At 30.7% G+C, this 23,709-nt stretch carries 16 protein-coding genes; 14 read left to right on the forward strand and 2 right to left on the reverse strand.

Annotation, left to right across the window (positions count from 1 at the left end):
• The first annotated feature begins 323 nt into the window (after nt 1–323).
• The 6 genes from ilvD (at nt 324) to Q0731_RS08700 (ending at nt 9,165) form a co-directional block, all read left to right on the forward strand.
• Nucleotides 324–2,000 (forward strand): dihydroxy-acid dehydratase, encoded by a 1,677-nt coding sequence (ilvD, locus tag Q0731_RS08675; protein ID WP_299062759.1) that lies wholly within the window; start codon nt 324–326, stop codon nt 1,998–2,000.
• 51 nt (nt 2,001–2,051) lie between these two features.
• Nucleotides 2,052–3,785 (forward strand): biosynthetic-type acetolactate synthase large subunit, encoded by a 1,734-nt coding sequence (ilvB, locus tag Q0731_RS08680; protein WP_299062761.1) that lies wholly within the window; start codon nt 2,052–2,054, stop codon nt 3,783–3,785.
• Nucleotide 3,786: 1 nt separating this feature from the next.
• Entirely contained in the window at nt 3,787–4,317 is a 531-nt protein-coding gene (gene ilvN, locus Q0731_RS08685) for an acetolactate synthase small subunit (RefSeq protein WP_299062764.1), read from the forward strand.
• A gap of 113 nt (nt 4,318–4,430) precedes the next feature.
• Nucleotides 4,431–5,906 (forward strand): ketol-acid reductoisomerase, encoded by a 1,476-nt coding sequence (ilvC, locus tag Q0731_RS08690; protein WP_299062767.1) that lies wholly within the window; start codon nt 4,431–4,433, stop codon nt 5,904–5,906.
• Nucleotides 5,907–5,985: 79 nt separating this feature from the next.
• Nucleotides 5,986–7,248 carry a threonine ammonia-lyase IlvA gene (gene ilvA / locus Q0731_RS08695; RefSeq protein ID WP_299062770.1) on the forward strand — a complete coding sequence of 421 codons (1,263 nt, stop codon included), beginning with the start codon at nt 5,986–5,988 and terminating at the stop codon, nt 7,246–7,248.
• Between the two features lie 324 nt (nt 7,249–7,572).
• Nucleotides 7,573–9,165 (forward strand): NADP-dependent glyceraldehyde-3-phosphate dehydrogenase, encoded by a 1,593-nt coding sequence (locus Q0731_RS08700; protein ID WP_299062773.1) that lies wholly within the window; start codon nt 7,573–7,575, stop codon nt 9,163–9,165.
• 79 nt (nt 9,166–9,244) lie between these two features.
• Here the strand turns inward: Q0731_RS08700 and Q0731_RS08705 are convergent, their stop codons facing one another.
• Nucleotides 9,245–10,072 (reverse strand): universal stress protein, encoded by an 828-nt coding sequence (locus Q0731_RS08705; RefSeq protein ID WP_299062776.1) that lies wholly within the window; start codon nt 10,070–10,072, stop codon nt 9,245–9,247.
• A gap of 279 nt (nt 10,073–10,351) precedes the next feature.
• Between Q0731_RS08705 and rimP the strand changes: the two genes are divergently transcribed.
• The 7 genes from rimP (at nt 10,352) to Q0731_RS08740 (ending at nt 22,078) form a co-directional block, all read left to right on the forward strand.
• Nucleotides 10,352–10,813 carry a ribosome assembly cofactor RimP gene (gene rimP, locus Q0731_RS08710; protein WP_299062779.1) on the forward strand — a complete coding sequence of 154 codons (462 nt, stop codon included), beginning with the start codon at nt 10,352–10,354 and terminating at the stop codon, nt 10,811–10,813.
• 12 nt (nt 10,814–10,825) lie between these two features.
• Nucleotides 10,826–12,082, forward strand: a complete 1,257-nt coding sequence (gene nusA, locus Q0731_RS08715; RefSeq protein ID WP_299062782.1) for a transcription termination factor NusA — start codon at nt 10,826–10,828, stop codon at nt 12,080–12,082.
• A gap of 60 nt (nt 12,083–12,142) precedes the next feature.
• Nucleotides 12,143–14,986, forward strand: coding sequence for a translation initiation factor IF-2 (gene infB / locus Q0731_RS08720; protein WP_299062784.1), 2,844 nt, complete (start codon nt 12,143–12,145; stop codon nt 14,984–14,986).
• Nucleotides 14,987–15,124: 138 nt separating this feature from the next.
• Nucleotides 15,125–18,484, forward strand: coding sequence for a class I tRNA ligase family protein (locus tag Q0731_RS08725; protein WP_299062787.1), 3,360 nt, complete (start codon nt 15,125–15,127; stop codon nt 18,482–18,484).
• Nucleotides 18,485–18,514: 30 nt separating this feature from the next.
• A complete protein-coding gene (locus Q0731_RS08730) occupies nt 18,515–19,129 on the forward strand; it encodes a hypothetical protein (RefSeq protein WP_299062790.1) in 615 nt (204 codons plus the stop codon).
• Nucleotides 19,130–19,173: 44 nt separating this feature from the next.
• On the forward strand, nt 19,174–20,301 hold the full coding sequence (locus tag Q0731_RS08735) for a HesA/MoeB/ThiF family protein (RefSeq protein WP_299062793.1): 1,128 nt from the start codon (nt 19,174–19,176) through the stop codon (nt 20,299–20,301).
• Between the two features lie 7 nt (nt 20,302–20,308).
• A complete protein-coding gene (locus tag Q0731_RS08740; RefSeq protein WP_299062796.1) occupies nt 20,309–22,078 on the forward strand; it encodes a DNA mismatch repair protein MutS in 1,770 nt (589 codons plus the stop codon).
• 287 nt (nt 22,079–22,365) lie between these two features.
• Here Q0731_RS08740 and Q0731_RS08745 read toward each other — a convergent pair whose 3' ends face one another.
• On the reverse strand, nt 22,366–22,497 hold the full coding sequence (locus Q0731_RS08745) for a hypothetical protein (protein WP_299062799.1): 132 nt from the start codon (nt 22,495–22,497) through the stop codon (nt 22,366–22,368).
• 207 nt (nt 22,498–22,704) lie between these two features.
• On the opposite strand from Q0731_RS08745, the gene dusB reads away from it, so the two are divergent.
• Nucleotides 22,705–23,703 (forward strand): tRNA dihydrouridine synthase DusB, encoded by a 999-nt coding sequence (gene dusB / locus Q0731_RS08750; RefSeq protein ID WP_299063061.1) that lies wholly within the window; start codon nt 22,705–22,707, stop codon nt 23,701–23,703.
• Nucleotides 23,704–23,709: the final 6 nt, after the last annotated feature.

Genomic DNA, 23,709 nt, shown 5'->3' on the forward strand with positions numbered 1-23,709 from the left:
TTTTTTACCTAAGAAACCTTCTATAAAAATTGATAATATGTTACCTAATAAAAGTATAAGTTAAGTCGAACTCACGTTAATTTAGCAAAAAAACTTACTAGAACTTTGTTTTGTTTAATTTTTAACTCAAACTTCATAAAAAAAGAAGTTTTGTTATGAATTTATTTCAATTATTGAATGTCATAATTAAAAAAGGTTAAAATACTGTATTTCAAATATTTATACATTATTTTTAACACGTGAATTTAAAGAGTTCTATTGACTATTATTCAATAAAAAGAAAGAAACACAGTAATTTAGACAAAGAATTGAATAAAACAAAGATGAAACTAAATAAACATAGTAGCAGATTAACACAAGATGAATCTCAACCAGCATCACAAGCAATGTTGTATGCAGCAGGTTTAACAGATGAAGATATGAGCAAAGCTCAGGTTGGTATTGCAAGTACAGGTTATGATGGTAATCCTTGTAATATGCATTTGAATAGACTAAAAGATGAGGTAAAAGTAGAATGTAATATTGCAGGTTTAGTTGGTTTAGGTTTTAATACAATAGGTGTTTCAGACGGAATTTCTATGGGAACTTCTGGGATGAATTACTCATTAGTTTCTAGAGATATTATTGCAGATTCTTTAGAAACTGTAATGAACGCTCAAAGCTATGATGCATTGGTAGCTATAGTTGGCTGTGATAAGAACATGCCTGGAGCAATTATGGCAATGTTGCGTTTAAACAGACCAGCAATTATGATGTATGGAGGTTCTACTGCATCAGGTAAGTATAAAGGAAAAAAATTAAACATCGTTTCTGCTTTTGAAGCATTAGGTCAAAAAGTGGCTGGAGAAATTGATGAGGTAGAATATAAAGAAATCATAAAAAGAGCTATTCCAGGAGCAGGAGCTTGTGGAGGAATGTATACCGCAAATACAATGGCATCTGCCATTGAATGTATGGGGTTTGCATTGCCTTATAATTCTTCTATTCCTGCAGAAAATCCTAATAAACTATCAGAAGCAGAAAGAACTGCAAGAGCGATTAAAAATTTATTAGAATTAGATTTAAAACCTTTAGATATTATTTCTAAAAAATCGATAGAAAATGCAGTTACTTTGGTAAATGCTTTAGGAGGTTCAACAAATGCAGTTTTACATTTTTTAGCAATTTCTCATGCAGCAGATATCGATTTTACTTTAGAAGATTTTCAGAGAGTAAGTGATAAAACCCCTTTAATTGGAGATTTAAAACCTTCAGGAAAATATTTAATGGAAGATGTTCATGGTATTGGAGGTATACCTGCAATTATGAAGTATCTATTAGAAAACGGATTTTTACATGGTGATTGTATGACAGTTACAGGTAAAACATTAGCTGAGAATTTAGCTGATGTAGAAGCAATAGAATTTGAAGAACAAGATATTGTTTATCAAAAAGAAAATGCATTAAAAAAATCTGGAAACTTACAGATTTTATATGGAAATCTTGCTGAAGAAGGAGCTGTAGCAAAAATTTCTGGAAACGAAGGTTTATTATTTGAAGGAAAAGCAGTTGTTTACGATGGTGAACAAGCTGCAAATACAGGTATTTCAAACGGAGAGGTAGAAAGAGGAGATGTAGTCGTCATTAGGTATGTTGGACCTAAAGGAGGACCAGGAATGCCAGAAATGTTAAAACCAACTTCTTTAATTATGGGAGCAGGTTTAGGAAAATCTGTAGCGTTAATTACAGATGGTCGTTTTTCTGGAGGTACTCATGGTTTTGTGGTCGGACATATAACACCAGAAGCAATAAATGGAGGCGCAATTGGTTTAATTGAAACAGGAGACAAAATTAGAATTAGTGCAGAAGATAATTCAATTAATGTATTAATTTCTGATGAAGAGTTAGCTGAAAGAAAAGCAAATTGGACAGCTCAAGAACCAAAGCACAAAAAAGGAATTTTATACAAATATGCAAAAACAGTAGCATCAGCATCTAAAGGATGTGTTACAGATTTGTAATTTAAACAAGACTGTCATTCCTGCGAAAGCAGGAATCTAAAATATAAGCATATGGAAATACAAACCATAAAAAACAATCAAACTACAAAAAAAGCGACAGAGAGAATTTCTGGAAGCGAAGCAATTGTTAGATGTTTAATTGAAGAAGGAACAAAAATAATTTACGGATATCCTGGAGGAGCAATCATGCCAGTTTATGATGAATTATTTAAATTTCAAGATAAAATTCATCACGTATTAACACGTCATGAACAAGGTGCAACACATTCTGCTCAAGGATTTGCAAGAATTTCTGGTCAAGTGGGCGTTGCTATTGCAACTTCTGGACCTGGAGCTACCAATTTAATTACAGGTATTGCAGATGCACAAATAGATTCTACACCAATGGTGTGCATTACAGGGCAAGTTTTTTCTCATTTATTAGGTAGTGACGCTTTTCAAGAAACGGATATTGTAGGTATTTCTACACCAGTTACAAAATGGAATTGTCAAGTTACCAAAGCTTCAGATATTCCTGCCGCAATTGCAAAAGCATTTTATATTGCAAAAAGCGGAAGACCTGGACCTGTTTTAATTGATATTACAAAAGATGCACAATTAGAAGAATTTGATTTTTCTTATGAAAAATGTACACAAGTAAGAAGCTATAATCCAGTACCAAAAACAGAAATAGCGGCTGTAGAAGCTGCAGCAAAATTAATTAATGCTGCTAAAAAACCATTAATAGTTTGGGGGCAAGGAGTTATATTAAGTGAAGCAGAAAAACAATTAATTGCAGTAGTAGAAAAAGCAGGTATTCCTGCAGCTTGGACAATTTTAGGAGCTTCTGCAATCCCTACTTCACATCCATTAAATGTTGGTATGGTTGGTATGCATGGTAATTATGCACCAAATAAATTAACCAATGAATGTGATGTTTTAATTGCAGTTGGTATGCGTTTTGATGATCGTGTTACTGGTACTTTAGCAACTTATGCAAAACAAGCTAAAATTATTCATTTTGAAATTGATCCAGCAGAAATAGATAAAAACGTAAAAACAGATGTAGCAGTTTTAGGTGATGCAAAAGCAAGCTTAGAACTATTATTACCTTTGTTAGAGGAAAAGAAACATACAGATTGGCATCAAGAATTTAAAGATTTATATGCTATTGAATATGAAAAGGTAATCAAAGACGATTTATATCCTACTAAAGAAGGTTTAACAATGGGTGAGGTTTTAAAAGAAATCAACATCCAAAGTAAAGGAAATGCTGCAATTGTAACTGATGTAGGGCAACATCAAATGATTGCTTGTAGATATGCAGATTTTAATATCACTAAAAGTAATATTACTTCAGGTGGATTAGGAACAATGGGCTTTGGTTTGCCAGCAGCAATTGGGGCAAAAATGGCAGCTCCAGAACGTGAAGTAGTTTCTATTTCTGGCGATGGAGGTTACCAAATGACAATTCAAGAATTAGGAACTATTTTTCAGCAAAAAGCAGCCGTAAAAGTAGTGGTTTTAAATAACGATTTCTTAGGAATGGTGCGTCAATGGCAGCAGTTGTTTTTCGATAAACGTTATGCATCTACAGAAATGGTAAACCCTAATTTTGTAAAAATAGCAGAAGGTTATTACATCAAAGCCAAAAAAGTTACAAAAAGAGAAGAATTAGCAGCTGCTGTTAAAGAAATGATGGAAAGTAAAGAGGCTTACTTTTTAGAGGTTTGTGTAGAAAAAGAAGGAAATGTTTTTCCAATGATTCCTACAGGAGCAAGTGTTTCAGATATAAGATTAGAATAAGATGAGTACAGAAAAAGAACTATTTACAGTATCTATTTATACTGAAAACAATATTGGATTGTTGAATAGAATTTCAGCAATTTTCCAAAGAAGGCATATTAACATTGAAAGTTTAAATATCTCTGCTTCTGAAATAGACAATGTATCACGATTTACTATTGTAGTAAACATGATTGAGGTTGATGTGAAGAAAATTATTGGGCAAATAGAGAAGCAAGTAGAAGTAATAAAAGCTTATTATCATACACTTGATGAAGTTATTTATCAAATATCAGGCTTGTTTAAAGTAAAGTCTGAGTTGTTATTTGAAGAGCCTCAAATTCAGAATATCATTAAAAAGAGTCATGCAAGAATTGTGACTGTAAATAAAGAATTCTTTGTAATAGAAAAATCAGGAAGAAAGGAAGAAATTGTAGAATTATATGAGCAATTAAGTGTTTATGGAATTATGCAATACACACGTTCTGGATTGATTGCTGTTACCAAAGATGAGATGAGAATAACAGAATTATTAGAAACATACAATAACTAAAAAAAAAGATAAAAGGGTTTAGATTTTAGAAAAAAGACAATTAGTATATATACTAATATCTTTGTTCTTTTCTCTATTTTCTTTTCTCAAATTATCAAACAAAAACAATTAAAATGCAAAATTATTTTAACACATTAACATTAAGAGAAAAATTAGAACAATTAGGAAAATGTCGTTTTATGGACGCTTCAGAGTTTGAAGACGGAGTAGAAGCACTAAAAGGAAAGAAAATTGTTATTGTAGGTTGTGGAGCACAAGGTTTAAACCAAGGTTTAAACATGAGAGATTCTGGTTTAGATATTTCTTATACGTTAAGACAAGCAGCAATAAATGAAAAAAGACAATCTTATATTAATGCTACAACTAATAATTTTACAGTTGGTACGTATGAAGAGTTGTTGCCAACAGCAGATGTTGTTATTAACTTAGCACCAGATAAGCAACATACAAATGTTGTACAAACAGTAATGCCTTTAATGAAAAAAGGAGCTACTTTATCGTATTCTCATGGTTTTAATATTGTTGAAGAAGGAATGGAAGTTCGTAAAGATTTAACAGTAATTATGGTTGCACCAAAATGTCCTGGTTCTGAAGTTAGAGAAGAATATAAAAGAGGTTTTGGAGTGCCAACATTAATTGCAGTGCATCCAGAAAATGATCCACAAGGAAAAGGTTGGGCACAAGCAAAAGCTTATGCAGTTGGAACTGGAGGACATAGAGCAGGGGTTTTACAATCTTCTTTTGTTGCCGAGGTAAAATCTGATTTAATGGGAGAACAAACTATTTTATGTGGTTTGTTACAAACAGGAGCTATTTTATCTTTTGATAAAATGGTAGAAGAAGGAATTGAACCAGGTTATGCTGCTAAATTAATTCAATATGGTTGGGAAACAACTACAGAAGCTTTAAAGCACGGTGGTATTACCAATATGATGGATAGATTGTCTAATCCTGCAAAAGTAGAAGCTTTTCGTTTATCAGAAGAATTAAAAGACATTATGCGTCCGTTGTTTCAAAAACATATGGATGATATTATGACAGGTCATTTTTCTAAAACCATGATGGAAGATTGGGCAAATGATGATGTAAACTTATTAACTTGGAGAGCTGCAACAGGAGAAACTGCTTTTGAAAAACAAGAAATTACTTCGGATGAAATTCCTGAACAAGAGTATTTTGATCATGGAACATTATTAGTTGCTTTTGTTAGAGCTGGTGTAGAATTAGCTTTTGAAGCAATGACAGAATCTGGAATTATAGACGCTTCTGCTTATTACGAATCTTTACACGAAACGCCATTAATTGCAAATACAATAGCAAGAATGAAATTGGCAGAAATGAACCGTGTAATTTCTGATACTGCAGAATATGGTTGTTATTTATTTGACCATGCTTGTAAGCCTTTATTAACTGATTTTATGAAAAATATTAAAACAGATGTTATTGGTAAACCTTTTAGCTCTGAAAACGGAGTTGATAACCAAGAGTTAATTAGAATTAACGCTATTATTAGAAATCACCCAGTAGAAATTGTTGGAGCAAAATTAAGAGCTTCTATGACAGCAATGAAAGTTATAAAATCGGCTTAAGAAACTTAGTTTTTTTAAAAATTTTATAAAACCTGTCAGATATCAATTCTGACAGGTTTTTATTTTTATAATATAACCTATGCAAACAAAACAGAATTATTATCCAAGTTTAGAAAGTATAAAATTAGCTGCAGAAAATCTAAAAGGTGTTGCTTTTGAAACTCCATTAAGCCAAAATTTTAACTTATCAAAAGAATTAGAAGCCTCAATTTTGTTTAAAAGAGAAGATTTACAAGTGGTTCGTTCTTATAAAATTAGAGGAGCTTACAATAAAATGGCCTCTTTAACTGCTGATGAAAAACAACGAGGTATTGTTTGTGCCAGTGCAGGTAATCATGCACAAGGTGTTGCTTTATCTTGTAAATTATTACAGATAAAAGGTACTATTTTTATGCCTTCTCCAACTCCAAATCAAAAAATTAACCAAGTAAAAATGTTTGGCGAAGATTTTATTGATATTGTAATTGGTGGCGATACTTTTGATGATGCTTTTAATGCTGCAAAAATAGAATGCAATTCTAAAAATAAAACTTTTATTCATCCTTTTGATGATGAAAAAGTGATTGAAGGACAAGCAACTGTTGGGTTGGAAATTTTAAATCAGACAAAAGAAAAAATAGATTATGTTTTTGTACCAATTGGTGGTGGAGGTATTTCTGCAGGCTTGTCATCCGTTTTTAAATACCTATCTCCAGAAACCAAAATAATTGGTGTAGAACCTAAAGGAGCACCTTCCATGTTAACATCTATCAAAAATAAAAAAAACACCGCTTTAGAAACTGTAGATACTTTTGTAGATGGTGCTTCTGTGAAAAAAGTAGGCGATTTAAATTTTGTTATTTGTCAGCAGAATTTAGCAGATGTAATTACAGTTCCAGAAGGTAAAATTTGTCAGGTTATTTTAGATTTGTATAACAAAGATGCTATTGTTGTAGAGCCTGCAGGTGCTTTAAGTATAGCTGCTTTAGATTTTTTTGCTGATGAAATTAAAGGTAAAAATGTGGTTTGTGTGGTTAGTGGTAGTAATAATGATATTACAAGAACTGCAGAAATTAAAGAACGTGCTTTGTTGTATGCCAATTTAAAACATTATTTTATTGTAAAATTTCCTCAAAGAGCAGGAGCTTTAAAAGAGTTTGTGGCAGAAATTTTAGGGCCAAATGATGATATTACTCATTTTGAATATACAAAAAAGAATAACAGAACAAATGGTGCTGCTGTTGTAGGTTTAGAGTTAAAATCATCTAAAGATTTAGCTCCTTTAATTAACAAAATGAAAGAAAGAAACTTTTTTGGCGATTACTTAAATGATAAGCCAGATTTGTTTCAGTTTTTAGTGTAATTCACATCAATGGAGTATGCTCCCTTGTTAAATCTAAAACCAATTTGTCAATAAAAATATAGTTTACCAAAAGAAATTACATCTACAAATCAAATAGAAAATACAATAAGCCATATACAAACAAATATTAACTTTTACCACATTCAGAAGATTTGAAGTATGTTATTGGTGTTATGTGTTCTAATTTAAACATGTAGCAAGTGACCATATTTCCTTGTTAAACTTCGAAATGCTTTTCGTTTTTAAAATAAGAACAGGATACCTACTGATAGTTTTTTATTTATTTTTGTATCGAAATAAAAACTACTTTATTTAAAATAATTTATGAAGAATCAATTTACAGAAATTCCTGATGTTTATAAAATAACATCACTTTTACACCAAAAAACATACTTAGTTAGTGGAGAGTTAAAGGAGTGGAAAGGTGAATTTACAGAAGTATATTCTACAATATCATCAACTAAAGAATACAAACCAACATTATTAGGTACTGTACCTAATTTAACTGGCAAAGAAGGTTTAGAGGCATTAAATTCTGCTTACAGAGCTTATGACAAAGGGCAAGGTTTATGGCCAACAATGAGAGTTGCAGATAGAATTGAATGTATGGAGGAGTTTGCAGAGCAAATGAAAACTAAAAGAGATGAAGTTGTAAAGTTGTTGATGTGGGAAATAGGAAAGGCTTTACCAGATTCTGAAAAAGAATTTGATAGAACTATAGAATATATTTACGATACCATTGAAGACTACAAGCAAATGGACAGAGATTCTGCTAAGTTTGAAAAAAATAGTGGAGTTCATGCACATATAAGACGTGGACCTTTAGGTGTTGTTTTATGTCTAGGACCTTATAATTACCCTTTAAATGAAACATTTGCTCTGTTAATTCCTGCTTTAATTATGGGAAACACAGCTGTTTTTAAACCTGCAAAACATGGAGTTTTATTACTATCTCCCTTAATAGAAGCTTTTCAGAACAGTTTTCCAGAAGGTGTTGTTAATATAATTTATGGAAGAGGTAGAACATTAGCGACTCCGATTATGAAAACTGGTTTGGTAGATGTTTTGGCTTTAATAGGAAACAGTAAATCTGCAAATGCTATTCAGGCAAACCATCCGTTTAAAAATAGATTGCGTTTAGTGTTAGGTTTAGAGGCTAAAAACCCTGGCATTGTTTTACCAGATGCAGATTTAGATTTGGCTATTGATGAATGCCTTTCTGGTGCAACATCATTTAACGGACAACGTTGTACTGCGTTAAAAATATTATATGTTCATGAACATATTGTAGATAAATTTAACAAACGTTTTGCAGAAAGAATTGACGCTTTAAAATATGGAAATCCATGGGAAAATGGTGTAAAATTGACACCTTTACCAGAACCAGGAAAACCAGCATATATTCAAGAATTAATTGATGATGCTACCTCAAAAGGAGCAGAGGTAATCAATAAAAAAGGAGGAGAAACAACTGATAATTATATTTTTCCAGCAGTTTTATATCCGGTTTCTAAAGATATGAGAGTTTTTCAAGAAGAACAATTTGGGCCAGTTACACCAATAGTTTCTTTTAAAAACATACAAGAACCTCTAGATGATATGGCAGAATCTAATTACGGACAACAAGTAAGTGTTTTTGGTAGCGAAGTAAAAACCTTAGCACCATTAATTGATACGTTGGTAAACTTAGTATGTAGAGTAAACCTAAATAGTGCAGCACAAAGAGGGCCAGATGTGTATCCTTTTACAGGAAGAAAAGATTCTGCAGTAGCAACTTTGAGTGTGCATGATGCCTTACGTTCTTTTTCAATTAGAACATTTGTGGCGTCTAAAGACACACCTTATAATAATGCTATTTTAGAAGAATTATTAGATAAAAAAGCTTCTAATTTTATCAATACAGATTATATTTTGTAAGAAAAGGTTACAAATTATAAATATTTTAAATCCCTAATTTTACTGAATGAACTTTAATAAAATTAGGGGTTTTAAATTTTTAAACCTTAATAGTCATCATAGGTTTCAAAGCATTTTTAGATAAATTTTTAGTTACACTACCTGTAAATAAATGTGCCAAACCACTTCTTCCATGAGTGCTCAATGCAATTAAGTCAGCTTTTATTTCATCAGAAAAATTTAAAATTCCTTTTTCAACAGACGCGTCACTAAATACATTTATTTTATATTTTTGTAAATCAAAGTCCTTAATAAAATCTTTTATTTTTTGTTTAGCTTTAGCTGTTGCTTGAAAATTAGAAGGGGTATTGATATTTAATAAATGAATTTTACTATTAAAAATAGACGCAAAATTCACGAATTTAGCAAAAACTGCTTTGTTTTCTTCTTTAAAGTTAGAAGCAAAAATTACGTTTTTTAGTTTTAATTTTTTGCAATCTTTTTTTACTATAATTACAGGTCTTGTAATATTTCTTACTACTTTTTCTGTGTTAGACCCAATAATCATTTCTTCTAATTCAGAATGTCCTTTAGATCCCATGATAATTAGATCAGCATCAATTTTATCAGCATATTTTTGTATACCTTCAAAAGGATTGTTTAGTTTAATAAAATATTCTACATGTATATCATCACTAAAAATAGTGTTCTTAAAGTGTAATATTTTTTTTCTAATTTTTCTTAAATAAAGCATGCTTTCTGGTATGCTAAATCTACTACTAGCAGCCATGTCTATAACACCCTTAGGGAGCTCAATTAAATGAATTAAATATACCGTTGCTTTTGTTTTCTTTGCAACTACTGCTGCTGCTTTAGAAGCATATTCAGATGTTTTTGAAAAATCTATGGGAACTAAAATTTTTTTCATTTTACATAAATTTAAAAGTGAATATTAAAAACTAACTAACTAAATTTACAAAAAAAATCAGTTTTACTTCCCTATTTTTTGTCTTTTAACAAAAAATAAACACCATCTTCATTTTATATTTGAACAGAAAAAAAAGTATTTTATTTAGTTGATTATAAAAGGAATGCTAAATTTTGTTAAATGCTAAAGAATTTGTACATTTGCACCGAAATTTGTAATAGATGGATGAAAAAGGGGACTCAGCGTCCCCTCTTTTTATATTTTATTTTAAGATTTAAAATGGATCAAATCAAAGTAAAAAATTTAGTAGATGAAGCACTAGCAGTGAATGAATCGTTGTATTTGATAGATTTAGTAATATCAGAAAATAACAAAATTCAGGTTACTGTTGATGGTGATAATGGAGTTCCATTAAGCGAATGTATTAGAATTAGTAGAAACGTAAATGACAACTTTGATAGAGAAATAGAAGATTTCTCTTTAGAAGTTTCTACTCCAGATATTGCACATCCATTAAAAGTAAAAAGACAATATATTAAAAATATCAACAGAATACTAAAAGTTAAAACTTCTGAAGAGGAATTTGAAGGAACTTTAGCAACAGTAGATGAAGATAAAATTGTTTTAAACTGGAAAGCAAGAGAACCAAAACCAATAGGTAAAGGTAAAGTTACTGTACAAAAAACAGCAACTATAAACTATAAAGATATTAAAGAAGCAAAAGTGAAGATTGTATTTTAAGCAAAAAATGTAATGGAGAATATAGCATTAATTGATTCGTTTTCAGAATTTAAAGATAATAAGAGTATAGACAGAGTAACCTTAATGTCTATTTTAGAAGAAGTTTTTAGAGCAGCCTTAAAGCGTAAATTTGGTTCTGATGATAATTTTGATATCATTATCAATCCAGATAAAGGAGATTTAGAAATTTGGAGAAATAGAGTTGTTGTTGCAGATGGTTTTTCTGAAGATGATAATGAAGAAATAGAATTAGCAGAAGCAAGATTAATTGAACCCGATTTTGAAATTGGTGAAGATGTATCTGAAGAAGTTAAATTGATTGATTTAGGAAGAAGAGCTATTTTAGCTTTAAGACAAAACTTAATATCTAAGATTTATGAACACGATAGCACAAATATCTTTAAGCAATTTAAAGAATTAGAAGGCGATTTATATAGTGCAGAAGTACATCACATTCGTCATAATGCAATTATTTTGTTAGATGATGATGGTAATGAAATTGTATTGCCAAAGAGTGAGCAAATTCGTTCAGACTTTTTTAGAAAAGGAGATTCTGTAAGAGGGGTTATCAAAACAGTAGAATTAAGAGGAAATAAACCAGCGATTATTTTATCTAGAACATCGCCACTTTTCTTAAATAAATTATTTGAACAAGAAATTCCTGAAGTTTTTGATGGTTTAATTACCGTTGAAGGAGTTGCTAGAATTCCAGGGGAAAAAGCAAAAGTAGCAGTAGATTCTTATGATGATAGAATTGACCCTGTTGGTGCTTGTGTTGGTGTAAAAGGTTCTAGAATTCATGGTATTGTACGTGAATTAGGTAACGAAAATATAGATGTTATTAACTATACCAAAAACGAACAATTATTTATTTCTAGAGCATTGAGTCCTGCAAAAGTGACTTCAATGGAAATAGAAATGTATGAAGAAGAAAAAAATGGTAAAAAAGGACGTGTAAGCGTTTTGTTAAAACCAGAAGAAGTTTCTAAAGCAATTGGTAGAGGTGGTGTAAACATTCGTTTAGCAAGTGAGTTAACAGGTTACGAAATAGATGTTAAGAGAGAAGGTTTAGAAGAAGAAGATGTTGAATTAACAGAATTTGGAGACGAAATTGAAGATTGGATTATTGTTGAATTCAAAAAGATTGGTTTAGATACTGCAAGAAGTGTCTTAGAAACTAGTGTTGCTGAGTTGGTAAAAAGAACCGATTTAGAGGAAGAAACAATTATGGATGTTCAAAGAATTTTAAAAGAAGAATTCGAGGACTAATTATAGTATAGAAGTAAAGTAAAAAGTATATTTTTACAAGTATAAAGTTAAATAGAATATATGTCTGTAGGCAAAACAATGAGGCTTAATAAAGTTTTAAGAGAATTAAATATTTCTCTTGATAGAGCAGTCGAATATTTAGCGGATAAAGGTCATGAAATAGAATCAAGACCAACCACTAAAATTTCGGGTGATGTCTATCAAGTTTTACTTGATGGCTTCGAAACAGATGCTAATAAAAAAGCAGCATCTAAAGAAGTTGGAGAAGAAAAACGAAAAGAGAAAGAAGCGATTCGTTTAGAGCATGAAGCTAAGTTAGAGAAGAAAAAAGCAGAAGATGCTAGAAAGGAAGAGGTTTTAAAAGCCAAAGCAGATAAACTAGAATTTAAAACTGTTGGTAAAATTGATATTGATAATATCGGAAAAAAACCTGCTAGCAAAGTTGAAGAGGTAAAAGAAACTACTAAAGAGGTTGTTGAAGCTCCTAAAAAAGAAGTTAAGGAAGTTGAAAAACCAAAGGTTGAAGAACCAAAAATTGAAGCAGTAGTTAAAGAAACTCCACTAGTGGAAAAGGCTAAAGTAGAAAAGCCAACTGATAAAAAAGTAGTTTCTGAAATAGAAAAAGAAGTTTCTAGAGTTATTGAAAAGCCCAAAGCTAAAAATGAGACTTCAAAAGTAGAAGAGAAAGCTGAAGACGTGACTGCAGAAAATGCAGAAGCAATTAAAACGCAATATAAAAAGTTAGACGGACCTAACTTTACAGGTAAAAAAATTGATTTAAAGCAATTTGAAAAACCTAAAAAGAAAAAACCAGAGGCTAAAAAAGATGGGAACGCAGATAAAAAGAAGCGTAAACGTATTGTAACCAAAGCTGGTGCTCCAGGTTCTGCAACTGCAAGACCAAGTAGGCCAGGACAAGGTAATAGAGGAGGAAGTAGACCACCATTTAACAGAGGAGGAAGAGGGAATGCTAGACCTGCAGCTGTTAAGAAAGAAGAGCCAACAGAAGCAGAAATTCAAAAACAGGTAAGAGAAACACTTGAAAAACTGCAAGGAAAATCTTCTAAAGGAAAAGGTGCAAAATATCGTAGAAATAAAAGAGAGGCTCACAGAGAACATTCTGATGCTGAGTTAGAAGCTCAAGCATTAGACAATAAAATCTTAAAAGTAACAGAATTTGTTACAGTAAGTGAAGTTGCTACAATGATGGAGGTTCCTGTAACCAACATTATTTCTGCATGTATGTCTTTAGGTATGATGGTAACAATGAATCAGCGTTTAGATGCAGAAACATTAGTTATTGTAGCAGAAGAATTTAATCATAAAGTAGAGTTTATTGGTGCTGAAGTTGAGGAGTCTATAGAAGAAACCATAGACAAACCAGAAGATTTAGAAACTCGTGCCCCAATTATAACAGTAATGGGTCATGTAGATCATGGTAAAACATCTTTACTAGATTACATCAGAAAAGCAAATGTAATTGAAGGAGAAAGTGGTGGAATTACACAACATATAGGTGCTTATTCTGTTAAAGTTGGTGATCAAAAAATAGCATTTTTAGATACTCCAGGTCACGAAGCCTTTACAGCAATGCGTGCTCGTGGAGCTCAGGTAACAGATTTAGTTATTATTGTAGCAGCAGCAGATGATGATGTAATGCCGCAAACAAAAGAAGCAATTTCTCATGCACAAGCAGCAGGAGTGCCAATTATATTTGCAATTAACAAAATTGATAAGCCAAACGCGAATCCAGATAATGTAAAAACACAACTTTCTTCAATGAATTTATTGATCGAAGAATGGGGTGGTACTATTCAATCTCAAGATATATCAGCCAAAACTGGTCAAGGAGTTGAAGAATTATTAGAAAAAGTTTTATTAGAAGCAGAAATTTTAGAATTAAAAGCAAATCCTAATAAAAATGCAGTTGGTACAGTTGTAGAAGCATTGTTAGACAAAGGTAGAGGTTATGTATCTACAGTTATGGTGCAAGCAGGTACTTTAAAAATTGGAGATTATATTCTTGCAGGATCAAATAGTGGTAAAGTAAGAGCCATGTTTGATGATAAAGGAAATAACTTAAAAGTTGCAGGCCCATCAACACCAGTATCTATTTTAGGTCTAGATGGTGCACCACAAGCAGGTGATAAATTTAATGTATTTGAAGATGAACGTGAAGCAAAACAAATTGCGTCTAAACGATCTCAATTACAGCGTGAGCAATCTGTAAGAACTCAGAAAACATTAACGTTAGATGAAATAGGACGTAGAATTGCATTAGGAGACTTTAAAGAATTAAATATTATCCTTAAAGGAGATGTTGATGGTTCTGTAGAAGCTTTAACAAACTCATTCCAAAAATTATCTACAGAAGAAATTCAAGTTAATATTTTACACAAAGGTGTTGGTGCCATCACAGAAAGTGATGTGTTATTAGCAACAGCATCAGATGCAATTATTGTTGGGTTTAATGTACGCCCTCAAGGAAATGCAAGAACAATAGCAGATAAAGAAGAAGTAGATATCAGAACGTACTCTATTATATATGATGCCATAAATGACTTAAAAGATGCCATGGAAGGAATGTTATCTCCTGAAATGAAAGAAGAAGTTACAGGGAATGTAGAAATTAGAGAAATTTATAAAATTTCTAAAGTTGGTAACATTGCAGGTTGTATGGTAATGTCTGGTAAAATACAAAGAGATTCTAATATTAGAATTATTAGAGATGGAATTGTAGTTCATGATGGAACTTTAACAGCTTTAAAACGTTTTAAAGACGATGTTAGAGAAGTTACAAAAGGGTTTGATTGTGGTGTTCAAATTAAAAACTACAATGATATTGCACAAGGTGATGTTATTGAAGCTTATAAGGAAGTAGCAGTTAAAAAGAAATTGAAATAATAATTTCAAAAAACCAATATAAAATCGAGATTTCAGAATGCTGAAATCTCGATTTTTTTTGCCCGTTAATCAACAATTTATTTACTTTATTCTTTCTAAGAATAAACGTAAATTTGCACACTTTAATAAAAGAATCAAATGCAATACAATCACTTAGATATAGAAAAGAAATGGCAAAAATTTTGGGCGGAAAACCAAACTTTTAAAGCCAGTAATCAGTCTGATAAACCTAAATATTATGTGTTAGATATGTTCCCTTATCCTTCAGGAGCAGGTTTGCATGTTGGACATCCTTTAGGGTATATTGCAAGTGATATTTATGCACGTTACAAACGTCATAAAGGCTTTAATGTGTTGCATCCTCAAGGGTATGATTCTTTTGGTTTACCTGCAGAACAATATGCCATTCAAACTGGGCAACATCCTGCAAAAACTACAGAAGAAAACGTTGCAACGTATAGAAAACAATTAGATAATATTGGTTTTTCTTTTGATTGGAGCAGAGAAGTAAGAACTTCAGATCCTGAATATTATAAATGGACACAGTGGATTTTTATTCAGCTTTTTAACTCTTGGTATAATAAAGAAAGTGACAAGGCAGAAGATATATCATCCTTAGAAAAAATCTTTAAAAAAGATGGAAACGCAACTGTAAATGCAGTTTGTGATGAAGAAACTCAATATTTTTCTGCGGATGATTGGAAAGCATTTTCATCAACCGAAAAAGAAGAAATATTATTACAATATCGTTTAACATTTTTGTCGGATACAGAAGTAAATTGGTGTCCTGCCTTAGGAACTGTTTTAGCAAATGATGAAATTGTAAACGGAGTTTCAGAACGTGGAAGTCATCCTGTTATCAGAAAAAAGATGACACAATGGTCTATGAGAATTTCTGCCTATGCACAACGTTTGTTAGATGGTTTAGAAACGATAGACTGGCCACAACCTTTAAAAGATTCTCAAACCAATTGGATTGGAAGAAGTCAAGGTGCAATGGTTACTTTCAAGGTTGATTCTGGTGCAATAAAATCAAATTCTGAAATAAAATTATCTTACAAAGAATTAGAGGCATTAAAAGAATTACGTCAAAATTTATCGAAAGCAGAAATAACACTTTGGGATGAATTAAAGAATAAAAAAGGAGCAACAAAATTTAGAAAAAAGTATACGATAGGTACTTTCTTAGTTGATTATGTATGCGTTTCAAAAAACTTAATTGTAGAATTTTCTGGTAAAGAAGATGAAGCAGCAAGAACTGAATTTTTTGAAAGCAAAGGTTTTAATATCATTCGTTTTACAAACGAAGAAGTTTTGCAAAATGTAGTAAAAGTGGTTTCTGAAATTAATTTTGCAATTCAATTCCCTAAAGTAACTGAAAAAAAATCAGAAGAAAAAGTCGTTGTAAAAGATTATAATCAATACAAAATTGATGTTTTTACAACAAGGCCAGATACAATTTATGGAGTAAGTTTTATGACACTTGCACCTGAACACGAATTAGTTGCAAAAATTACAACAGATGCTCAAAAGGCAGAAGTTGAGGCATATATAACAGCAACTTCAAAACGTTCTGAACGTGATAGAATGGCAGATGTAAAAACCATTTCTGGTGCATTTACTGGAGCTTTTGCAATTCATCCTTTTTCTGGTGAAAAAATTCAAATTTGGATTGGAGATTACGTGTTAGCAAATTACGGAACAGGAGCAGTTATGGCAGTTCCCTGTGGAGATCAACGTGATTATGATTTTGCAAAACATTTTAATATACCCATCCCAAATATTTTTGAAGGTGTAGATATTTCTGAAGAAGCTCATACTGGAAAAGAAGGAACTATAATTGCAAATTCAGACTTTTTATCAGGATTAAAATATAAGAAAGCTTTAAAATTAGCCATTTTTGAAATGGAAAAACGTGGTTTTGGTTATGGTAAAATAAACTACAGATTACGTGATGCTGTTTTTAGCAGACAACGTTATTGGGGAGAACCTTTTCCTGTGTATTACAAAGATGGAATGCCTCAAATGATTGATGCAGAGCACTTGCCAATTGTTTTGCCAGAAGTAGAAAAATACTTGCCAACAGAAGATGGAAAACCACCTTTAGGAAACGCAACAGAATGGGCTTGGGATACTCGTAATAAAAAAGTGGTTTCTAATGATAAGTTAAAAAACAAAACGGTTTATCCTTTAGAATTAAATACAATGCCAGGTTGGGCAGGTAGTTCTTGGTATTTTAACAGATATATGGATCCTACAAATTCAGAGGCTTTTGCAAGTAAAGAAAACTTAGAATATTGGAGAGAAGTAGACTTATATATTGGTGGTTCTGAACATGCAACAGGTCATTTATTATATGCTCGTTTTTGGCAAAAATTCTTATTCGATAAAGGAATTGTACCTGTTGATGAATTTGCAAAAAAACTGATTAATCAAGGAATGATTTTAGGAACTTCTGCTTTTGTGTACAAAGCAACTGCTTTTGTAAAAAATGGTTGTGGATGTTCTGATGAAAAATCGATGGATGATGTTTTAGAGAAAATACCCACCGTTTTTGTTTCTAAAAATTTATTCAGTTCTGATGATGAATTTGAAACGGTTGTTAAAAATTACTTATTAGACAACAAGTTTTTAGATCCTAATTTTGCAGATTTAGTGATGATTACTAAAACAGCAATTCATGCTGATGTTGCTTTGGTAAATGCATCTGATGAACTTGATGTTGATGGTTTTAAAAATCATCCTTTAAATGGCGATTATAAAAATGCTGAATTTATTTTAGAAGAGAAAGCTTATAAAGTAGGTCGTGAAGTAGAAAAAATGTCTAAATCTAAATACAATGTTGTCAATCCTGATGATATTGTAGAAAATTACGGAGCAGATAGTTTACGTTTGTTCGAAATGTTTTTAGGTCCTTTAGAACAAGCAAAACCATGGAAAACGTCTGGTATTTCTGGAGTTTCTTCATTCTTAAAAAAATTATGGAAACTATATTTTAATGACGATAATTTTGAAGTTTCAGATGCAGAACCAACAAAAGACGAACTTAAAACATTACATAAAACCATTAAAAAAGTAGAAGATGATATAGAGAATTTCTCTTTTAATACCTCTGTTTCTACTTTTATGATTGCTGTAAACGAATTAACTGCTTTAAAATGTAACAAACGTGCAATTTTAGAACCTTTAGCAATATTGGTTTCTCCTTATGCACCTCATATTGCAGAAGAATTATGGAGTTTGTTAGGACATAAAGAAAGTATTTCTACCGCTAATTTCCCAGTTTTTGAGGCAAGTCATTTAGTAGAAAGTGCTAAAAATTACCCAATTTCTTTTAATGGAAAAATGCGTTTTACATTAGAACTTCCTTTAGATTTATCAAAAGAAGAAATAGAAAAAATAGTCATGGAAAACGAAAAAACAATCGCTCAATTAGAGGGTAAAACGCCTAAAAAAGTAATTGTTGTTCCTGGTAAAATTATAAATATTGTGGGTTAAATACTATATTTGCATTTAAAAAATATACATATGAAATTTTTAAAGATTACTTTATTGTTATTTATAGTTGTGTTATCAAGTTGTGCTTCAACTTACAAATCAATTAATCCAAATACTTTAATTTATCGCTCTAAAAGCACAGATAATAAGGTAGATTTTGAATATAAATACGAGCTTTTATCAAAAAAATATCAAAAGAAAGAAGTATCTAAAGGAGTGAAATTAGTTGCTGTAAAAATCACGAATAATAGCGATAAAGACTTAGTTTTTGGCAAAGATGTTAAGTTAATTTATGACGATGAATCTTTACCATATATTATGGAAAATGAAAAAGTATACACTTCTTTAAAACAAAGTACAGCTTCTTATTTGTTTTATCTATTATTAGCACCGGTTAAATTATTTATAAATAAAACTGAAAATGGTATGCCAACAGAAACAAGTTCTTTTCCTATTGGTTTTATTCTTGGGCCTGCATTGGCTGGTGGTAATATGGCTGCTTCTAGTTCTGCCAATACTAAGTTTGAAAAAGATTTATTAGATTATAATATAAATGGAGCAACGATTGAGGCTGGAAAAACTATCTCAGGATTAATAGGTATAAGGTCAAATGATTACACTTCAATTAAAATAAAAGTGGAATAAATAGATGCCTAAATTATAATTATTAAAGTCATTACAAAGTTGTAATGACTTTTTTATTTAGCTATCTTGTCAACGCAATGAAAGTAACAAAAAACGAGCTTTTTAAACGCCAGATTACTTTAGCTGAAATAGGTAAGGTTGGGCAAGAAAAACTACAAAACGCAGCTGTTTTGGTAGTTGGTTGTGGAGGTTTAGGAAGTCCTATTGCTGTGTATTTAGCATCAAGTGGAATTGGGAAAATTCATTTGGTAGATTTTGATACTGTAGATATTTCAAACTTACACAGACAAGTTTTTTATGGTTTAGACGATGTTGGTCAACCCAAAGCAGCTGTTTTATCAGCATTCATAAAAAAAAGAGCACCTTTTACAGAGGTTAGTTTTACAAACAAACCAATTACAAAAGAAAACGTATTTGAGTTAATTTCTGAGTTTGATATTATTGTTGATGGCACAGATTCTTTACCCACAAAATACTTGTTAAATGATGCTTGTGTACTTAAAAACAAACCTTTGGTATATGGTTCTTTGTATAAGTTTGATGGTTATGTAGCTACTTTTAATGTTTTACAGAATGATGGAAGGTATTCAGCAAATCTAAGAGATGCTTTTCCTGAAATGGCAACAGATATACCTAATTGTGAAGAAGCAGGAACACTAAATTCTATTGTTGGTTTCATTGCAACACATCAAGTTAATGAAGTTTTAAAGTTGATTACAGGTGTTGGAAAACCATTGGTAAATGAACTTCTAATTTATAATTCGCTTCAAAATACACAGTTAAAAATGAAGTTAAAACCAACAGTTATTAAGGATAAGATTGCTAAATTATTTAAAGCACAAACTTATTTTGATTTGGCTTGTGCTACTCAAAATAAAGATTGGCAAATAACTTCAGAAGAATTAAAAAAACGTTTATCAAACACTTCAGAGAGTGATAAATTAGAAATTATAGCTGTTTTAAATAACTTAAAATTACCTTTTAATGTTCAGCAAACAATACATATTAATAAGTTTGATGCAAGTAAAATAGAAGTAGATTTTACTAAAACCTACATAATGGTTTGCCAAAGAGGGTTGAATAGTTACAGAGCAACTAAAAATTTAAAAGAAAAATATCCAGAACTAAACGTTTTAAGTTTGATTGGTGGAGTATCTGGTTATAATAAGTAGTATATAAATGAAAAACCCTTTCGATTTTTATAGTGAAGAAAAGTCTAATTTAGAAAAAAAAGCAGCTTCTTTAAAAAAGAAATCTGTAAACCTAAGTATTTTTAGGTTTGGAGTGTTTTTAGGAACCTGTTTTTTAATATATCTAACATTTGGCAACTATCCAGATGTTTTTATTATTACGTTTTTAGGTATTTTGTTATTTAGTTTTTTAGTTGTAAAACATGTTAATTTACAAAGAAAAAGAGCTATTGTAAAAGCTAAAATCAACATCAATAAAACTGAAATAGGTGTTTTAAATAGAGAATTTCATCATTTAGATGCTGGAAAAGAATTTGTAAACCCTACACATTATTACAGTAATGATATTGATTTGTTTGGAATAGGTTCATTTTTTCAATACATCAATAGAACGGTTACAGTAGAAGGAAAAAAACTATTAGCAAATACGTTTGCAGAAAACAAAATTGATGGAATTGTAGAAAAACAAAATACGATTAAAGAATTAGCGTCAAAAGTAAAGTGGAGACAACATTTTTCTGCATTGGCAAGTTTGGTAACTACAAAAGATACTTCTAAATTTATTGTAAGTTGGATTCAGAATTATAAAGCAGTATTGCCTAAGTTTTTGGTTACATTTCAAATTGTTTTTTCTTTGATTTCTGTTATTTTAATTGGTTTGGTTTCTTTTGGGTTTGTTTCATTTTCTTATTTGTTAATTTGGTTTTTTATTGGACTTTTTATTACTGGAAGATTCTTGAAAAAAACCAATAATTTATACATAGAAACAGATAAAGTAAGAGAAACATTTAAGCAATATCATGTATTGTTAAATGAAATTGAAAACGAACAATTCTCTTCTAAAATTTTAAAAGAAAAGCAAACAATTATCAATTCTGAAACTAAAAAAGCTTCTACAATTTTTAAAGAGTTTTCTAAAATTTTAGATGCTTTTGATCAACGAAACAATGTGATAATTGCAGTTTTAGGAAATGGACTTTTTTTAACTGAAATTAGAAATGCAGTAAGTGTAGAAAAGTGGATTTTTAAATACAAACACACAGTTGATAAATGGTTCTTTGTAGTTGCTTTTTTTGACACCCAAAATTCGTTAGCAAACTTTAAATTTAACCATACAAAATTTGTATTTCCAGAAATAACTTTCGATGTAGGTATTGTAAAAGCTACTAATTTGGGGCATCCATTATTAGATATAACCAAACGAATTGATAATGATTTTATCATTGAAAAAGAACAGTTTTTTATTGTTACAGGAGCAAATATGGCTGGCAAAAGTACTTTTTTAAGAACTATTTCTTTGTCTATTGTATTGGCAAATTGTGGTTTGCCTGTTTGTGCAGATAATTTTAAATATGCACCAATTAAGTTGATTACAAGTATGAGAACTACTGATTCTTTAACAGAAGATGAATCATATTTTTACTCAGAATTAAAACGTTTAAAGTTTATAGTTGATGAAATTAAAACAACAGATTATTTTATCATTTTAGATGAAATTTTAAAAGGGACAAATAGCAAAGACAAGGCAATTGGTTCTAAAAAGTTTTTAGAAAAACTGACCAAATCTAAATCAACAGGCATTATTGCAACACATGATGTGAGTTTGTGTGACTTAGAAAACGAGTTTTCTGATATTAAAAATTACTATTTTGATGCAGAAATAAACAATAACGAATTAAGTTTTGATTATACCTTAAAAAACGGAATTTGTAAAAACATGAATGCTTCTTTTTTATTGCAAAAGATGGAGATTGTTTAGTTGGTTCTGTAATTCCTGCGAAAACAGGAATCTATAAGTTAGCCATTTTGGACTTCTACTTTTGCAGGAAAGACAAACAGTTTTTTATCTTGTTGTCAATTTTATTTTAATTAGAAATCTTACCCAAAGAGAAAACAAAGTTTTGCAATTTTACTTTAGCTTCTTGTGAGAATTCTCCCAAAAGATCCAAATAACAAAATGATACATGGTTATTTATGTTAGAAGTTGTCAAGAAGTAGTCAAACGTTAGTCAAATATTTAATGAAGTAGAAAAATCAGAAAAAGGTTTACAAATTCCTCTCTAAGTCTTCAATAGCAACCTTAAATTCTTCGCAACTAATAGATTTATCATAGCCTTTTAATAATTCGTTAGATACAACACCGCTTAAAAAGTTATTTATTTCTGCTGATCGAAGCATTTTTTTATTTCAGACTATCTTTACCAGAATCAAAATAACTAAATGCGTCTTCTGCACTATTAAACAAGATTTTTTTAATAATTACAATGTTTAAACTCATAAAATAATTAAATTTATAACTAACTATTACCTATAAAATATAAGAAAAAAATATTTTCTTTTACAAAGGATGAAAAAACACTAATTTTGCAGAAAAACAAACATATTTTGGTTAAAATAGGCAACATAGAACTTCCAAATTTTCCTCTTTTATTAGCTCCAATGGAAGATGTTTCAGATCCACCATTTAGAGCTTTGTGCAAAGAAAATGGTGCTGATGTTGTGTATACAGAATTTATTTCTAGTGAAGGCTTAATTCGTGATGCTGCTAAAAGTGTCATGAAATTAGATATTTACGAAAAAGAAAGACCTGTAGGAATTCAGATTTTTGGTGCCAATTTAGAATCGATGTTAAAAACGGTTGAAATTGTAGAAAAATCGAACCCAGATATCATTGATATCAATTTTGGTTGTCCTGTAAAAAAAGTAGTTTCAAAAGGAGCAGGAGCAGGTATTTTAAAAGACATAGATTTAATGGTTTCACTAACAAAAGCAATGGTAAAGCACACCAATTTACCTATAACTGTAAAAACACGATTAGGTTGGGATCATGATTCTATTAGAATTGTAGAAGTTGCAGAACGTTTGCAAGATGTTGGTTGTGCAGCAATTTCTATTCATGGCAGAACACGTGCACAAATGTATAAAGGAGAGGCTGATTGGAAACCAATTGCAGATGTTAAAAACAACCAAAGAATGCACATTCCTGTTTTTGGTAATGGGGATGTTACTACACCTGAAAAAGCTATGGAAATGAGAGATTCTTTTGGTTTAGACGGAGCAATGATTGGTAGAGCAGCAATAGGTTATCCTTGGATTTTTAATGAAATAAAGCATTTTTTTAAAACAGGAAACCATTTAGGTAAACCAACAATTGCACAACGTGTAGAAATGGCTAGGAGACATTTAGAGATGGCTATTGATTGGAAAGGTGCTAGTTTTGGTGTTTTAGAAACCAGAAGGCATTACACCAATTATTTTAAAGGAATTCCGCATTTTAAAGAATATAGAATGAAAATGGTAACTTCTGATGATGCTAAAGACGTTTTTAATGCTTTTGATGAAGTAGAAGCAAAGTTTGGCAATACTATTATTCCACAATTTTAAACTTGA

Source organism: uncultured Polaribacter sp., from assembly GCF_947497695.1.
Classification (GTDB): Bacteria; Bacteroidota; Bacteroidia; order Flavobacteriales; family Flavobacteriaceae; genus Polaribacter.

Excerpts from the sequence above, each read along its gene's own strand:
- Q0731_RS08735 (WP_299062793.1), top strand. The coding sequence starts at position 19,174 with ATGACTTTTTTATTTAGCTATCTTGTCAACGCAATGAAAGTAACAAAA.
- nusA (WP_299062782.1), top strand. The coding sequence starts at position 10,826 with ATGGAGAATATAGCATTAATTGATTCGTTTTCAGAATTTAAAGATAAT.
- Q0731_RS08740 (WP_299062796.1), top strand. The coding sequence starts at position 20,309 with ATGAAAAACCCTTTCGATTTTTATAGTGAAGAAAAGTCTAATTTAGAA.
- Q0731_RS08705 (WP_299062776.1), bottom strand. The coding sequence starts at position 10,072 with ATGAAAAAAATTTTAGTTCCCATAGATTTTTCAAAAACATCTGAATAT.
- Q0731_RS08730 (WP_299062790.1), top strand. The coding sequence starts at position 18,515 with ATGAAATTTTTAAAGATTACTTTATTGTTATTTATAGTTGTGTTATCA.
- ilvN (WP_299062764.1), top strand. The coding sequence starts at position 3,787 with ATGAGTACAGAAAAAGAACTATTTACAGTATCTATTTATACTGAAAAC.
- ilvA (WP_299062770.1), top strand. The coding sequence starts at position 5,986 with ATGCAAACAAAACAGAATTATTATCCAAGTTTAGAAAGTATAAAATTA.
- Q0731_RS08700 (WP_299062773.1), top strand. The coding sequence starts at position 7,573 with ATGAAGAATCAATTTACAGAAATTCCTGATGTTTATAAAATAACATCA.
- ilvD (WP_299062759.1), top strand. The coding sequence starts at position 324 with ATGAAACTAAATAAACATAGTAGCAGATTAACACAAGATGAATCTCAA.
- Q0731_RS08725 (WP_299062787.1), top strand. The coding sequence starts at position 15,125 with ATGCAATACAATCACTTAGATATAGAAAAGAAATGGCAAAAATTTTGG.
- infB (WP_299062784.1), top strand. The coding sequence starts at position 12,143 with ATGTCTGTAGGCAAAACAATGAGGCTTAATAAAGTTTTAAGAGAATTA.
- ilvB (WP_299062761.1), top strand. The coding sequence starts at position 2,052 with ATGGAAATACAAACCATAAAAAACAATCAAACTACAAAAAAAGCGACA.
- rimP (WP_299062779.1), top strand. The coding sequence starts at position 10,352 with ATGGATCAAATCAAAGTAAAAAATTTAGTAGATGAAGCACTAGCAGTG.
- ilvC (WP_299062767.1), top strand. The coding sequence starts at position 4,431 with ATGCAAAATTATTTTAACACATTAACATTAAGAGAAAAATTAGAACAA.
- Q0731_RS08745 (WP_299062799.1), bottom strand. The coding sequence starts at position 22,497 with ATGCTTCGATCAGCAGAAATAAATAACTTTTTAAGCGGTGTTGTATCT.